Origin of the sequence: Nostoc sp. (assembly GCF_036916975.1) — a bacterium.
GTDB lineage: Bacteria > Cyanobacteriota > Cyanobacteriia > Cyanobacteriales > Nostocaceae > Nostoc.
In genome coordinates, this window is the sequence record NZ_JBALFF010000078.1 from 14340 (window position 1) to 30248 (window position 15909).

General features: G+C 38.8%; 15 protein-coding genes. 7 read left to right on the forward strand and 8 right to left on the reverse strand.

Annotated features, from left to right (window positions below):
* Window positions 1-123 precede the first annotated feature (123 nt).
* The 4 genes from V7K73_RS18775 (at window position 124) to V7K73_RS18790 (ending at window position 3378) form a co-directional block, all read left to right on the forward strand.
* The gene (locus V7K73_RS18775) at window positions 124-381 is read left to right on the forward strand and encodes a hypothetical protein (RefSeq protein WP_334882075.1); all 258 of its coding nucleotides are present in this window, start codon (window positions 124-126) and stop codon (window positions 379-381) included.
* A gap of 178 nt (window positions 382-559) precedes the next feature.
* Window positions 560-1561: an ATP-binding protein gene (locus V7K73_RS18780; protein ID WP_334882076.1), complete on the forward strand. Its 1002-nt coding sequence runs from the start codon at window positions 560-562 to the stop codon at window positions 1559-1561.
* Window positions 1562-1589: 28 nt separating this feature from the next.
* Window positions 1590-2531 carry a hypothetical protein gene (locus V7K73_RS18785; RefSeq protein ID WP_334882077.1) on the forward strand — a complete coding sequence of 314 codons (942 nt, stop codon included), beginning with the start codon at window positions 1590-1592 and terminating at the stop codon, window positions 2529-2531.
* Between the two features lie 445 nt (window positions 2532-2976).
* Window positions 2977-3378, forward strand: a complete 402-nt coding sequence (locus tag V7K73_RS18790; protein ID WP_334882078.1) for a hypothetical protein — start codon at window positions 2977-2979, stop codon at window positions 3376-3378.
* A 173-nt stretch (window positions 3379-3551) separates the two neighbouring features.
* Here the strand turns inward: V7K73_RS18790 and V7K73_RS18795 are convergent, their stop codons facing one another.
* The 3 genes from V7K73_RS18795 to V7K73_RS18805 all read right to left on the reverse strand — a co-directional run bounded on the left by V7K73_RS18795 (window position 3552) and on the right by V7K73_RS18805 (window position 6253).
* Window positions 3552-3743 carry a hypothetical protein gene (locus V7K73_RS18795; RefSeq protein ID WP_334882079.1) on the reverse strand — a complete coding sequence of 64 codons (192 nt, stop codon included), beginning with the start codon at window positions 3741-3743 and terminating at the stop codon, window positions 3552-3554.
* Between the two features lie 251 nt (window positions 3744-3994).
* The gene (locus V7K73_RS18800; protein ID WP_334882080.1) at window positions 3995-5539 is read right to left on the reverse strand and encodes a hypothetical protein; all 1545 of its coding nucleotides are present in this window, start codon (window positions 5537-5539) and stop codon (window positions 3995-3997) included.
* Between the two features lie 111 nt (window positions 5540-5650).
* A complete protein-coding gene (locus V7K73_RS18805; protein WP_334882081.1) occupies window positions 5651-6253 on the reverse strand; it encodes a DUF3318 domain-containing protein in 603 nt (200 codons plus the stop codon).
* Window positions 6254-6526: 273 nt separating this feature from the next.
* On the opposite strand from V7K73_RS18805, the gene V7K73_RS18810 reads away from it, so the two are divergent.
* Window positions 6527-6787 (forward strand): hypothetical protein, encoded by a 261-nt coding sequence (locus V7K73_RS18810; protein ID WP_334882082.1) that lies wholly within the window; start codon window positions 6527-6529, stop codon window positions 6785-6787.
* 217 nt (window positions 6788-7004) lie between these two features.
* On the opposite strand, the gene V7K73_RS18815 is transcribed toward V7K73_RS18810, so the two are convergent.
* The 5 genes from V7K73_RS18815 to V7K73_RS18835 form a co-directional block, all read right to left on the reverse strand.
* On the reverse strand, window positions 7005-8678 hold the full coding sequence (locus tag V7K73_RS18815) for an iron uptake porin (RefSeq protein WP_334882083.1): 1674 nt from the start codon (window positions 8676-8678) through the stop codon (window positions 7005-7007).
* A gap of 128 nt (window positions 8679-8806) precedes the next feature.
* Complete coding sequence (locus V7K73_RS18820) at window positions 8807-9436, reverse strand: Crp/Fnr family transcriptional regulator (RefSeq protein WP_334882084.1); 630 nt, start codon at window positions 9434-9436, stop codon at window positions 8807-8809.
* A 396-nt stretch (window positions 9437-9832) separates the two neighbouring features.
* Window positions 9833-10501: a phosphate signaling complex protein PhoU gene (phoU, locus tag V7K73_RS18825; RefSeq protein WP_334882085.1), complete on the reverse strand. Its 669-nt coding sequence runs from the start codon at window positions 10499-10501 to the stop codon at window positions 9833-9835.
* Window positions 10502-10530: 29 nt separating this feature from the next.
* Window positions 10531-11850, reverse strand: coding sequence for a sensor histidine kinase (locus V7K73_RS18830; protein ID WP_334882086.1), 1320 nt, complete (start codon window positions 11848-11850; stop codon window positions 10531-10533).
* 53 nt (window positions 11851-11903) lie between these two features.
* Entirely contained in the window at window positions 11904-12656 is a 753-nt protein-coding gene (locus V7K73_RS18835) for a response regulator transcription factor (protein WP_334882087.1), read from the reverse strand.
* A 621-nt stretch (window positions 12657-13277) separates the two neighbouring features.
* On the opposite strand from V7K73_RS18835, the gene V7K73_RS18840 reads away from it, so the two are divergent.
* Both V7K73_RS18840 and V7K73_RS18845 read left to right on the forward strand, forming a co-directional pair.
* On the forward strand, window positions 13278-14261 hold the full coding sequence (locus V7K73_RS18840) for a hypothetical protein (RefSeq protein ID WP_334882088.1): 984 nt from the start codon (window positions 13278-13280) through the stop codon (window positions 14259-14261).
* Between the two features lie 53 nt (window positions 14262-14314).
* A complete protein-coding gene (locus V7K73_RS18845) occupies window positions 14315-15394 on the forward strand; it encodes a hypothetical protein (RefSeq protein WP_334882089.1) in 1080 nt (359 codons plus the stop codon).
* The last annotated feature ends 515 nt before the right edge of the window (window positions 15395-15909 follow it).

A 15909-nucleotide genomic window follows, 5' to 3' on the forward strand; every position in this document is an offset into this window, starting at 1 on the left:
CGTAACAGAATATTCTCAAAATTTTGTGGGGTGGGCTGAAAAGCCCACCTTTTTTTTAACGCAGAGAGGCGCTGAGGAACATTGTTTATAATTAGGGTAATTATTTGATAAATGGAGGAAATTATGCAGGAACTTTCGAGGGAGAAAAAAGAACTTTTAGCTCGAATAACAAAAATAGTAGAACATTTGATGCAAAAGGATAGTAGCTATCAGTATTACTTAGAAAAAGATAAAACTATTCAAATGATATTTAAATACTATTGTGAGAAAGTTTCTATAAAGGAACTAAAAGCTATGTCTGATTTCAGATTAACAGGGTTTGTTGAGGGACATCTGATGACTTTGTTATTGATCGAAGGGGAAGATGATACTAGATTTTAAAGCAATTTTTTATGTTTAGATATAGGAAATTCTTAAGTAGAAAAAATATTTTTTCTTTATATAACTTAATATAATGATTAGGGGCAAGCTGATCGCGTTATAATCTACGATACACTATACTTTTATAGTACAATAGTACTGAAGTAGTCAAAAATTATTATTTATACTGAGAGGCAGTATGAAAGCAGAGCTTCTCAAGAGATTTTTTAGAGCGATCGCTAGTTCAGATCAAGACGCGATTGATAAGCTTACATACTTAGTGATTGAGGAAGAACGCAGTAAGGGACATACTCTCTTAGCTGACCAGTTAGAGAATATCACTAAAAAAAGCCAGAAAGAGAAGCCTACTAACATCAGCAAACCTGCTTTTTCAATACCAGAAAACTTACACTCATTAACTGAATTATCAACCAGTAAGCGATTTAATCTTCCCCTAGTAACTATCATACCAAGGGATCATTTGCGACATCACATGGTGTTGCCAATAAATATTGAGAAACGTTTCTGCCGAATTGAACGCGAATATGCGGCAAGAGATAGGCTTGCTCATCATGGATTGCGTTACAGACAAAAAATTCTTCTATATGGGCCTCCTGGCTGTGGAAAGACATTAGGAGCAGAACGTTTAGCTTGGAATACAGGATTACCACTCCTGAAAGTTCGGTTTGATGCAATGGTGTCGTCTTTTTTAGGCGAAACTGCGAGCAATTTAAGACTTGTATTTGAGGATGCCTCAAAAAGTCCATGCTTATTGTTTCTTGATGAATGTGACTCAATTGCTAAAACACGAGAAGACTCTCAAGAAGTAGGAGAAATTAAGCGAGTAGTCAATACATTTCTTCAAATTTTGGATGAGTATCAACCCTCTTCTGGGCTTTTAGTAGCAGCTACAAACCTAAATAAATCTCTAGATACTGCTCTTTGGAGAAGATTTGATGACTTGATCGCAGTACCCAAACCAGGAGAACAGGAGCTAGAATTTATACTAAAGGAAACATTATCTGCAATTGAAGTGGGATCTATCAACTGGCCAAGGATCATTGAGCAGATGAGAGATTTTTCTGCGGCTCAAGCTGTGAGGGTTGCACAAAATGCAGCAAAAAGAGCAATCCTTGAGCGAGAGGAGCTAGTGATTCAAGAACATCTAGAAGAAGCGATCGCAGAAATCAAAGTTTTCTAGTATTAATTTTTGGTGTTCGGAGAAATAAATGGTTGAAGGTTCTCAGGGTTTTCCGCATATCCAGCTTAGGCTGACAACAGAAGGACGTGCTGCATCGCCACCAGGAGGAGGAAAAAAAAATCTTATAACAGTTGTTAATCTGGGTAATCGCCAGGGACATGGAGGTAAACTCAAAGGTTCGGTTGAATCCTTAATCTTTGATTGGCAAGATACTCAAGAAGAACGAGAGCAAGAAAAGAAGCCGCTACTTAAATCTCGACGTATTATCTTAGAAATTGATCCTGATTCTTTTAATCCAGATGGGTTGAAAGCATATGGTATTGAATTGATTGCTGATACAGAAGATGGATATATTATTGGAGCATCAGCAGATTTAGAACTTAGTGAACTACAAGAAAAGATAGAAAAATTTATTAATGAGAAGTATGGTGGTAATAAAGTTGCTGAAATTTGGGAAGTAATAGACGGTAAAAAAAAGCCAGAATTGATTCTTTCTCCAAACTTATTTGCTGAATTATATGAGAAATGGCTTGCTATAAAGGAAGAGCAGATATACACTGTTGATGTAGGTGTTGCTTGTGTAGGAACCAAAACCAACCTGCCTAATTATCCACAACTCCAACCTAATGAAACTACTGATAATTTTACAACACGAGTTAAGAAGTGGATTCAGAAACGTCAGTTAACTGAGCAAGAATGGGAAGAGATATCTTGGGAAAGGCAAGACGAATTTGAAGAGTTTATTCAATTTTATAAAGTAAATTCATTTGAACTCACAGAAGCATTTTCCATTGCAGTTGTTGGACATGAAGGTTGGAATAACGATCCAGAAGCTACTGTTCCATACTCTCTAGTTGTGAGTTTTGAAGCCATACAAGTTGATATTCCAATTTATACGCCTTTTGTTGAAGCTCAAGTTGAAATAGAGATTCAACCCCCGATAGAAATTCAATCTATTGTAGTTAGCTGAGGCGATTCCTACGGTGGGCTAGGACTACGCACCCTAGCACCCCACATCTCAGGCAACTCTAGAAAGCGCAAATTATAATTTGCTCATCTCATAATCTTGTCAACTATCTTTAGATAGATAAGGTAAACAGTACGCAATTTATATTAGAAATCGCTTGCTAGTACTGAAAAAATGAAACATTCATACCTAAAAATTTACACTGTATCATTAGCTTATTTTGTCAATGTGTAATCTCTAGTATCACCTAAGAAATCAGCAAGACCTTCTCAAGGCTTAATCTATATTCATGCTTTCAGGTGATGCAGTTATGACTTTATAAGTGCAATTATGTATATGTCCTCAAACAATAGATAGTTGCTGTTGTCCAATTGAAAAAATATGATTTTCTCTGACTCCAGTAACTTTAGATTTATCCAATTGTTTGATGTTTTGAGAAGGTAACACAATGAATAATATCCTAAGACGCACACTTCTACCCAGCCTGATGGCTGCAAGTTTAGCTGGTGTCACCTTAGTTCCCGCTAAACCGGCTGCTGCTGATGACCAAGTACTAAGAGATGCAGGTATTGGCGCTGTTACCAATGTAGTCACCGGAGCAGTTATGGGACATGGTAATGTAGTAAAAAATGCTGTTAGGGGTGGTGTCACTGGCGCAGCCGTTAATGGTGCAAATGGTCTAAGAAAGCATCACAATCGTCATCATCGGAATCTTGGTCAAGATGTCGGAGTCGGTGCAGGCGCTAGTACATTGACTGGTATAATTACTGGCGATCGCAAACGTACCCTTAGCAATGCTGTTGATGGTGCGGCTGTCGGTGGAGCAATCCATGTATTAACCAATCATTAAGCTGAAATACTTTCCAACGGTTAACGAATTTATCCCTCTCTAATTCCTCTCCTTCGTAAAAGGAGTAAACCCAACCTCTTTACCTGACTAGGGAAGGGAGGTTGGGGGGTTAGATTTATATTGAGATATATGCCACCATCAGGTTCAGATGACTTTAAACTTAATAATAAACTCTAGCCCTTCAACGCCTTTCTAAAGTTTCGCCGATAAGACTGATTTGTAATAAACAAAGCTGGCCATAGCAAAGATAAACCAATGCGATTGGTCAAAGTTGGATTAAAATTAGTCCGTCCAAACCCATTCCAAAACTTCCAAACGCCGCCTCCGTAAACCACTATCAAGCCAATAACAATTACAGTACCCATTCCTATCAACTCCGTTAGTAACTGACAGAATTTAAGTTAAGTTTTACCACACGAGGTAAGCACTTCATAATCAACACCGAGAAGGTATGACTAACATCTAAGTTAGCTAAACACACATTCTCTTATTCCAGTGTAGATTAGCCTCACGCATTGCAGCTACTTATCACTGGTGGCAAGCTAACTTAAAGGACGTAAAAGCGTTATTTATGGGGTGTTTAGGCGATACATGTTGGTTGGATAACAATTAAACCTTATGCTTCATCTACCCAATAAAGATAATATCGCTCACTATCGAGCCATCCTCTCTGAAAATCTTTGATTGGAACAATTTTAAAATCCTTGCGGTTCACATTCAGTTTACTATTTAAGATGAGCAAAATTTTCTTTTGTTCATCTTTATTTTTGAGTAGAGAATTAATTTGGCTTAATATATCAGCTTGTTCGACCTCTTTCCGACCCTTTTTAAATAGGGTAAAGCTTCCCATTTTTTGAATTTCAGGATAGTAAAACTTTCGATTGAGATAACCCGATAAAGGAGCCATATTTGCATCTCGACTGGCAACAATAAACTCATTAGCTAGCCCAGCTTTTTGAATGTATTGAACTGTTTCTCGACTGGCAGAATATGGTACAACTAAATCTCTTGAAAAATTATAAATGCCTCCAATAAATTGGACATAAAGAATTAGCATCAAAACGATATAATGCCATTTGGGAAAAAATATAATTGAATTTGGACGAACAGAAAATTTCTTGAGTATAACTAGAGAGTCTTGATAATAACTTCCCAGCCATAAAGCCGCTATCAGAACTAAATAGAAATGTCCAAAATGCCGAGGCATACCTATAAATCTGAAGTATGTAAAGGCAAATATTACAGAATTAGCTATAATATAGAAAAACAATGTAACTGGCTTTTTAGATAATTTAATCAAGGTTAAAATTACAATTAAGATAGCAATTGTCGCACAAATAATTAAATCCAGCCATCTTTTGTGTTGAGGGATAATTAATAAATAAGCACCAAATATTCTACTTATGCTTCTCAATAAATGACGAATATCTAATTTTAGGAGCCAACCATTATTTAACCCACCATAAAGATAACTATCTGTCGGCGGAGTAATAATATAAATCGATAAAATAAAAGAAAATATGATAATTGCAATACTTAAAAATAAGTCGTATTTTTGGCTTTGACTAAAATACTGCTGGCGATGTTCACTATCAAAACAAAATTCAGCTAGCAAAGTCAATGATAAAGAAAATGATACCAATAAACCATAAGCACTACTATTTGCTAATAAACCCAATAAAATTGCCAAATAAGTATAAGTTATTTTTCTGGATGAAAAAACAGTACAAAATACAAAAACAAATAACATACTAAAGGCATAGTTTCGAGAAATTAAAAGATATTCATAAAAAGGGAAGAAACCAAAGGAAAAAAGAAACTTTTGTTGATAGTTAAAAGGACTATATAGGCAAAAAAGAGTAACCGAAACAACAGTAAGTCCCAAATGAAAAACTTGCATAATAATCGGATTATCGACTATTTTTATCAGAAGTCCCAGAGAAAAATACCATAGAACAGGATGACCTTCATAACGAATATTTGCAATTAAATCGCTTAAAGATTCGCTATCTCTGACAATGAGCCAGGGATTTAGTTCATCTCGCCACATCGAATGGTTAAGGATACCTATTAAACCAAGAACAGAAAAAAGAATGATAATAAACCAAGGAGAATCAAAAGGTAATCTTGAAGTATGTTTGATGATTTTTTTGTTTAGCATTGTTAGTTAAAAATCTTTCTAAAAATGCTATCACAATCTGAGACAAAACTTATTCATCAAAATATTATTTTGATTCTTTAACTATTTAGACAAATGGATTATTCCTGATTTCTACTTATAAGTTTCTGGCATACCTACTGCTGATAAACCCGCGATCGCTCGTAAGTTTTGGCAACGAATCAACTCGGTAAAATCTAAACCAGAAGACCCTTCAATTTTGGCTACCGCTTCAATTGCAGATAACAGGTGCTGCGCGGCTTCAGTTTCTGCATAACCACGCCGTTGTGCTATGCGAATTGCTGCTGCATCGGCATTTAACTCTGACTCAGGAGACTTATTAGTACGCCAGATCCGAAAAGTGGCGATCGCACTTAATCCCCCAGCTACGGCTACACCCACCACATCTGACTGTGTTGCTTCTAATAAGCCGCCTAATAGCCCCGCCACTACTACGCCTTGATAAATGTCGGGTTTAAACCACTTCACCCCCGTCAACCAGCTAACCATCTGCAACAGCAACAAGTCTCGTTGCGGCTTGGTCAAGCGTCGCCACAAATCGAAATTAATATATATCGGTCGCGCCTGATTCCAGGGTTGGGGAAAGGAGGCGTCAATCACTTTTGCTTGCTCTGGCTTACTAACGATTTTTGTCGTCATCCGACCAGAAGCAGGCATCACATCTAACAAACGGCGAATTTCAACATTTGGCTCCATAAATTTAATTATTAGCCATAATGTGCATCGTAACTATTTTAGTTGTCATTCGTGTTAACCTTTGATTTGTGAGATGCTCTCGCAGTCTTTCTAAATAGTTGTTTTATTAGTGAAAACCTCTATAAATGGCGAGAAAGTGAATAGATTCAGATCAATCCATAAGAATATTGATTCAGCAGTTTCATAGTGTGGCGGGATTTTATCGTATCCGTTTGCCGCTAAATTCAAAACCTCAAAGTTTTGGATAACCATTGCTACTACACTTGTAACAACATGGACGCTTTTGCTACCCTTCCGCCTGAATGGACAAATAAGGCAATACATGCACATAATTTTTGCTGTCCTAATTGCCACTCAAGTAGCCGAGAAGCTGAAAAAGTTTGGCTAAATCGGCGATCGCCTGTACTTACAGAAGACCGTCGTCGTAAATGGCAAGAGTTTTACTACTGTCACTGTGGCTCTGTGTGGTGGGCTTGGAGTAGCGATCGCCCCCCAAAAGATATATCCAATCAGCCAGATTATAATCCTACATAGCCAATTTTCTTTCTAACGAATGTCAATTAAATAACATCCAAATATGGTTTTTGACCTCACCCCGCCTTTGACAAAAGTCAAATCCCCTCTCCGAACTCACGGAGAGGGGTTGGGGGTGAGGTTTTGTACTTTATTAAATCCGCGTTCCTAAATAAAACCCCACCTAAAGATGGGGTTTTGTTTATCTAATTCTGAGCTTTATTTGCTATCACCAATTTTAGAAGGTGAAAGTAGTACGTAAAGTGCCTACATATTCAGTGCTGTTAGCGTCGTTATGCTCTGGATTGAAGATAACCAACAAGCCAGGAGTGACTTGAATATTATCGGAAATCTTGTACTTGTAAAGACCTTCTAAGTGATAAGAGGTACTGTCGTCTAAATTAGTATTGCCGGCGACATTTTTGATGCTACCACCAGTAACTTTGGGTGGTTGACCAAAGATAACACCCAAGACGTTGCCTTCCCCACCAAAGTCTTTCAAAGCAAGCGCTCCAGCCCAGTACCAAACATCAGCATCTGCACCCGCATTAATGCCAGTCTTAGCATCAGCAATTGTATAACCTCCCCAACCACTTAGAGCCAACTTAGAGCCTAGTTGGAAGGTAGCTTCTACACCGTAGTTATTGGATTCAGTACGAGTACCATTCCCAAAAGGATTATTGGCAAATGTGCTACCTGTACCTTGGAAGAAGCTGTTGGCAGCATTACCAGCGAAGTAACTACGGGCGTAAGTTAAACCAATATTGAAGGCTTTGGTGGGTTGGAAAGATAACTGACCAAAGATGGTGTTATCACCATCCAACAGCCCATTATTAAGACCGGGATTATTAGCACCAAAGATCCCACCAGTACCACTTGTAGGTGCTAAATAAGCACCAGTCAAACTAATCGGGCCGCCAGGATTTAAAGTAACTGTCAGACCAGCACCATTTTGACCTTGACGATAAATCGGGCTGAAACGTCCATAGCGAGAGAGCGCACCTCTACCAGAGCTAGCAAAGTCAGGGTTGAAGGTGTTTACGTTTTCGTATAATTCACCACCACTAGCGTCAACTTTGACACGCAACGCATTAGCAAAGTTGAAAGCATAGTTGATTTTATCAATCACAACGGAGTTACCGTTATCTCCATCAAAAGCCAATCGGCTCATGTTAGTACCACTACCAGTACCGCTTGCAGCAGTACCAACATTAGAAATGGTATTGTTAGCATTCAAGCGGATTTGCAACTGGTCTGTACCGGTGAAACTGCTGTACAAGTTCAAACGCACCCGGTCAGAAAAAGTGGTGTTATAATTCAAGTCTTGATTTGAATTACCGCCAGGAACTGCTCTCTTGTCACCAAAAACATCAGATACGGCAAAAATTCCTTCTCCAACCAACTTGGTGGTAGTAGAGAACTGATTAGCTTCCAACTGAGCAGTGCGGGCTTCTAATCCATCCACGCGACCGCGCAGGGTTGCTAGTTCGGCAGAAAATTCTTCTTGTAAGCGCTGTAAAGTAGCTAGGTCTTGTTTAGTGACCAAATCGGCAGTAGCTGTAGCAATCAGTTCGTTAACCCGATTTAAACAGGCATTCAAACCTGCGGCAAATTCATAACGGGTCAAAGCACGATTACCACGATAGGTTGCGTTAGGATAACCTGCAATACAGCCGTAGCGCTCAACTAGAGATTGTAAAGCTTGGAATGCCCAATCTGTAGGTTGCACATCCGAAAATTGCGAAACTGATGTTACCTGGCTCATGCTGTTAGAATCTTGAGCTTCAGATAACTGGGCAACATTTGTTAACTGTTCGTTAACTTCAGCAGCTACAGCGCTATTAGCCACGAAAAATGCCGCACCTAAAACAACTGGACTAACCTTACAAAGATTCCAGAATCCTTTTGTCATATTTTTTACTCTCCCTCACACCTAAATAATCCAGTCATAATAAAATGCTTAAAGCACTTTATTTTCAGGAATTTTACACACAATCACAATCAGGATTATACCTTTATATTGTGATAAATACAAGTCATTTAATATAGTACTGAACTATAATTTTGAATCAATTTATTTTGTAACCGCAAAATAATGCGGCGTTTGTGACGTAAAACCGTTCCTTCTTGCTCCAACTGTTGTAGGAGTCGGGTGACTGTTACTCGCGTGGTATTTAACACTTCAGCAATATCTTGATGGGTAAGATTTAAATCAATTAGCTTGCCCTTCTCTACATCACGTCCAAATTTTTCGCTTAACCACACTAAAAACTGCCATAAGCGTAGCGAAATTGGTTTTCGATGCACAATGCTTAGTAGATTTTCTACCTGTTGAATATGAGACAATAAAGCATTAATATCTTGATGCCACAAATGAGGCGGCACAATGCTTATTTCCACGCCTGTGAGACATTCAATCTGGTAGGGCTTGACTCTAGACAAAGGATAGCCAATCAGATCCCCTAGCCCCCAATAACCAAGAGTGATCAATGTTCCATCTTCACTCCACGTTAAGGTACGAACTGCACCATGCTCAATCCGCCAAATCACATCATTTTGAAGTGGAATTACTTCCCTACGGGTAAATATCTGTTGGGGTAATTGTCCGCCCAAAGCAGAGCTATTTGACAGGGTAGAAGAGTTTGAAGTAGGAGTTGTGGAATATATCATTAACCGTAACTACATAATTATCAGTGAATCTCGCTATTTACAATCATTAAGAAACTCTAATAACTGGTATCAAATTTTACCTATATAGTTGGCAGTGTATTATTCTCAATTAGAGCTAGAGACTAACTCAAATTTTTTTATAGAAACAACTTATACATTAAGGTATCTACCAGTAAGATAGACCGGATATTTTTAAGTTGTTTATCTGTTACTTTAATTGTGCAAGTTTAAGAATAGGTAAGCTTTTAGTAAAATATTTAGTTAACTTACTTTTAAATATTTAAAAAGTCTGCGATCCTGGAGCATTTAACTAATTCGCCACGGCTTTAGGCAAAGCTGTACGAGTAGCCTTTGTTTGTAGAGGTAGTGGCTACCTGTGGACTGATGAAGCGTCAATTAAGAGCGTTGACCGGTGACAATATATGCTACCCTTTGACCGATATTAGTGGCATGATCTGCCATGCGTTCTAGACAACGAATTGCCAGTGCTAGCAGTACAATTGGCTCAACTACACCAGGTACATCGCGTTGTTGGGCTAAAGTCTGATAAACGCGATCGTATGCATCGTCTACAGTATCATCTAGGTGCTTTAAACGGCGTCCACCGGCTTCATCGAAATCTCCCAAAGCCTTCAAGCTAGTTGCTAGCATTGACTGCGCGTGAAGAGACATAGCTTCTATGTCAGGCATTGACGGATGAGGCGTGTAAGGAAAAATTTTAATTGCAATCTCAGCTAAATCTTCAGCATAATCGCCAATGCGCTCTAAGTCGCGCACCAGCTGCATAAAGGCACTCAAGCAGCGCAAATCTTGAGCCGTAGGCGCTTGCAGCGTCATAATCGCCGTACAGTCTGATTCGATTTGTCTGTAAAAGCGATCGATCTTTTTATCTAATCGGGGAAGTTCCCCAGCTGCTGTTAAGTTACGAGCAAATAAGGCTTGGTGACTGAGGCGAAATGATTGTTCTACCAAAGCACCCATGCGTAATACATCACGTTCTAAGCGCCTAATGGCGCGTGCGAGTTCAGGTCTTTGAGGATTGGGACTATAATCGATAGCTTTCACACTTGCTGTCTCAAAGGTGAAGATTATTATTAACTATAGTCTTGGCTTAAGGAGTTTGCCATAACTTCACAAAATTGGAGTTGCATCCACGCACCACCTGTTTCTGGATGATTCATAGCTTTGATTGAACCACCGTGGGCGAGAATAATTTGCTCAACGATCGCTAATCCTAATCCATTGCCAACGATCGCCCCTATGGAGTTACCATCTTGTGAGGAATGGGTTCGCGCTTTATCTCCTCGATAAAATCGCTCAAAAACATGGGGTAAATCTGCCTCAGAAAATCCAACTCCAGAATCAATAAGATTTATTTCGAGAATTGGAGAAGCAGCATGATTATCCTTTGTTGATAAGATTTTCGCTTCAATGTAAATACTTGTATGAGGAAGACTGTATTTAATGCTATTGTCTAGCAAGTTGAGAAAAACTTGGTAAATACGGGCTTGATCTGCCTTAATCCAAAGATTTTCTGGGCCAGAATAAGAAAGAGACAGATGTTGCCGCCCTGCCACGGGTTCTAGTGTTTCCCAAACGGATGTAATTAGCGATCGCAATTCTACAGCTTTGGCTTGCAATTGCATGTTTGGGTTTGCTTCCATTTGGGTGAGGTCTAGCCAGCTTTGCACTAGGTTAATCAGCCGATCAACTTCTTGCATTAGGCGGTTAACCCAGCGATTTAAAGGTGGTTCCAAGCGAATTTGTAAAGTTTCTGCAACCAAGCGAATTGATGTTAGTGGCGTTCTGAGTTCGTGGGCTAGATCAGAAAAAGAGCGATCGCGTACTTGATTTATATCTAATAGGGGTTGACGATTTTCTAAAAATACTCCTACTTGTCCATTGGGTAAAGGCAAGCTAGATGCCCGCAAAGCCAAAGATTTTATTGTTGCCATCTCTGCTGCATCATCACGAGATGGATGAAATATCCATTCTCCCGTCTGTGGTTTTTGCAAATCACGAGTTTGCTCAATTAAATGGTCAAGTTCATAAGACCTTACCAACTCCAGTAACAAGCGCACCTGTTCTGGTTGCCACTTTTGCAGATACAAAATTTCCTGCGCCTCTCGATTGCACCACAGCAGTTGATTTTCCTCATCCACATGCAAATATCCTACTGGGGCAAAATCTAGCAGGTTTTGGTAAGTTTGCAACGACTGCTGCAAATCTTGCCGGTGCTGCTTCACCATCGCTATTTCCTGCCGCAACCCAGGAATAAGCAGCAGTCCCATCTTGTCAGAATGCGAGGTTAACGGTCGGAGTAAGCGTCCCAGGTAACGGTTAAGTTGAACCTGTTGCCAAACCCAAAACCCAATGCCTACCGCTAAACCCAGAAAAAATCCCAATAAAAGCATTTGAGTTGTTAGTTTCTTCGTGACTACTAAAAACTAACAACTATCTAAACTAATTATCCAAATCTATAGCCAAAACCTCTTACAGTCACAAGATATTCAGGATGACTGGGGTCTTGCTCTAATTTTTCGCGCAACCACCGAATGTGAACGTCTACAGTTTTACTATCGCCAACGAAATCTGGTCCCCAAACCTGGTCTAGCAATTGTTCGCGTGACCATACCCTGCGGGCGTAACTCATAAACAATTCCAGCAAGCGAAACTCTTTGGGGGAAAGACTCACCTCGATACCACGAACCAGCACGCGACATTCTTGGGGATTTAAGGTGATATCCTTGAATTTTAATACTGGTACTGGCGGTAAATTACTTAGGCGTTGGCGGCGGAGTAGAGCGCGACAACGAGCCACTAACTCGCGCATACTAAAGGGTTTGGTCAGGTAGTCATCTGCTCCCACTTCTAACCCCAGCACGCGGTCAGTTTCACTACCTTTAGCACTCAGCATTAAAATTGGTACTGGGTTTCCTTGATGACGCAGCAAACGGCAAATATCTAGCCCATTGATTTGCGGCAGCATCAAATCAAGAATGAGCAAATCAAAGGGAAGTTCCCCGGAGTTGGTTTCAAAACTTTTGAGATACTCTATAGCAGACCGTCCATCGGGTGCTGTTGTCACCCCATAACCTTCCTCTTCAAGGGCTACAGCTAGCATTTCCTGGATTAATTCTTCATCTTCTACTACTAGAATCCGGCTGGTTTGCCCGATGTCCGTTCTAGCAGAATATTTGGTCGATTCGCTGGTATACATTGATATCACAAAAGTCTAGGACTGTGGTTGTATCAATTAGGATGATTGAATCTATTATCTAGCCTTACTGCAACCACTCTTCTAATAGGGTTGATTCTTTTAGATTTTCTTTACAAAAAGTAACATACGCCACAGCACCCTCTTAAATCAAAAATCACTCTTAACAATATAAGAGTAGGGAGCAGGCGATCGCAAAATAAATTTTCATCTTTTGTTGTGTGACGCAATCTTAAATGAAGGATTGTCTTGACAAGAGCAGATTAACTTGGGTATATTTACTTTAGTACAAAAATACTAATAAGTTTCAAAGGGAAAACTATAGCGATTTTCCTTTGTATGTAATACACTCCCGCCTCTCTAGCTTTAAATCTTACTCCCCTTCTAGGGAAGGGCTGGGGGTTAGGTCACTATTGGACTCAACTGAGAAACGCTACATACCCGAAAAACATTAGGACATATAACTGTGGAAAATTCGTACTACCTAAGTGTCCTCTGCTAATCTTTCCGTGTTTACACGGCGTTAAAAATGTTGATTTTAAAGCTATTCTGATGTCTGCATAGGGTAGTCATTGGTATGGCTTGCTACCCAATAAATCATTGCCTATTGAAGGGAGTTGGAAGATGACTACAGTTGGAGTCAAGGACAGCAAACAACAACTAATGCAAGCATTTCAACAAATTATTATCCAAAGAAAAAAACTGGAATCTAAAATAGCAACCAAACAAGAGGAAGCAGAAAAGGCAAAAAGTCAAGAAATTCTGCAAACAGCTTCTGCATATACGGTTGATAGTATTGTCAAAGGTTTAGCTGATTTACAATTGGAGTTTGGCAGTATTCTGAATGGATTATCTGAAAAACTAGCTCAGGAAAATTCCAAGTTAGATGAATTGAACCGAGCTATAGAAATTGAAACTCAACGCTTACAAGAGCTTCAACAAATCAGAGTTGTAGCGGATACTCTAGATATTTTAAGTCAAGAACACCAAGAAAAATTAAAAACCCTAGAACAAGATACTATCAGCAAAAGGGAAACACTAGAGAAAGAAATTACAATCAGGCGGAAAGAATGGCAAAAAGAGCAAGCAGAGTATGAAGAGAAACTCCAAGCATATAACGATTTATTAGCCAAAGAGCGCCAACAAGAACAAGAAGAATCTCAGTATAAGTTAGAAACTACTCGTAAACTCAATACAGATAGCTACGAAGCGATAAAGCGCCAACAACAAAGGGAAATACAAGAAAATTCTCAAAAGAAACAGAAAGATTGGACAGAACGAGAAAAGATATTGGCTGAACGTCAACCACTGTTTGCAGACTATGAGCAAAAGGTAACTAAATTTCCTAACGAACTGGAAGAAACCGTTAAGAAAGCTAGGGAAGAAGCAATTAGAGAAACCAGCCAAAAAGCTAAGGTTGAGGCTGATTTATTTGAAAAAGAATGGGAATCTAACAAACAGAGTTATGAACAAAAAATCCAATCTCTGGAAGAAACAATTAAGAAACAGTCTGAGCAAATAGAAGGTATTTCTGCTCAATTACAAACTGCATTAAAACAAGCACAAGACTTAGCTATGAGGGCTTTTGGTAGTTCTAATCCTAAATAGTTATGAGTTTGTTGCATCTTAATCATTCTTAATTCCTGAAGAGGAGGTTTGTCGTGGTGGTGAAAAAGCCGACTGATAAGAATACTAAAGTAGAAATTCTTCAGGCGTATGAGGAGTTAGCTAAAGAAAAAGTAGCGCTGAAATCGCAACTCGAACAAGTTGCTAAGGAAAACCAATCTGGAACTAAAGAACAGCCTAAATTAGAACAAAAAACAGCTATGACTCAGCTTTCTAGTGTCCAACAGAAGATGAATAATACAATTGAAAGCTTGGCGAAGATTCAATTAGGTTTTGGCAGTTCTGCTAATGAATTATCAGAACAGCTAACTACAAAGGCTTCTAATTTAGAAGAAATTAGGCGAACTTTAGAAGAAGAAATCCAACAATTAATCCAGCTGCACAATTTAGAAATTTCTGATGATATTTTGGATACTCTCATCCAAGCATATGAAGATAATATTAAAGCTTATCAGGAAGAATATAGCCAGCGTTCTGAAGTGTTGTTCCAAGAAATATTAGAGCAAAGGAATACTTGGGAAAAAGAACAAGAGGAACAGCAACGGGCGATAAAAGAACGAAATGAAAACTTGAATAAAACTCGCCGACGCGATGCTTCAGAGTATAAGTATAATTTAGAACTCCAGCGACAATTGCAAAGTGGCGAATACGAACAAGAGCAGAAAGCACTATATAAGCAACTGGAAGAATTACTACAAGAAACAGAAAAACAGTGGGCTGAACGAGAGAAAGCAATTTCTGAAAAAGAGAAACAATTTGAAGAATTAAAAGCAAAGGTAGAGGCTTTCCCGAAAGATAAAGAAGCAGCCATCAAAAAAGCTACAGAAGAAGGCAAAGGCATCGCCCACTACCAAGCTAAAGTAAAATCAGATTTATATTCTAAAGAAGTGGAAGGGCAAAAGCGTTTCTATGAACAAAGGCTGCAATCTCTAGAACAAACTATTACTAATCAAGAGACGCGGATTCAAAATCTTTCTAAACAACTTGAATCTGCTCTTAAACAAGTTCAAGATTTGGCAGTTAAAGCTATTGAAGGTAGTTCAAATGTTAATTCATATCAGGCTATTAAAGAAATAGCTTTAGAGCAAGCAAAGACTCAAGCGAAAAATAAATAAGCTGATTTTTTTGATGAAAATTGTAGAGACTTAAATTAAATTAAGTCTCTACAAGGGACTATAGTAGTTCTCGGTTGAGTAAGTACAGAACCCCACCCCCAATCCCCTCCCCGCTTTTCGAGAGGGGGCTACGATGTACTTTATATATTGCTTTTTATTCGGTTTTATTTGGTTTTTTGATATCTGCGGGAGGCTGTGGTTTCTTCTTTTTTATTCCGGTAGCTTTTGTTTGCTTAGATGCTTGATTGGAATTTTCTTCTTGAGTAGACATAATATGAAATTTTGAAGTCTATTACAATACTTTAATCTACATTACGGGTATTGTCGATTACAGAAATATATCACAGAAAATTTAAGTTTAACTAGAAAAAGTTAGTAAATAATATTACATCTGTAGGAAGCTTCACTTTTAACAGAATAAATACAAATCTTAATATATGAGTCAGCGATCGCTTGGTAGTTAGACAAAATAGGTAATACAACTTGATATCCGGGAATGCTGACTATCTAGTGTT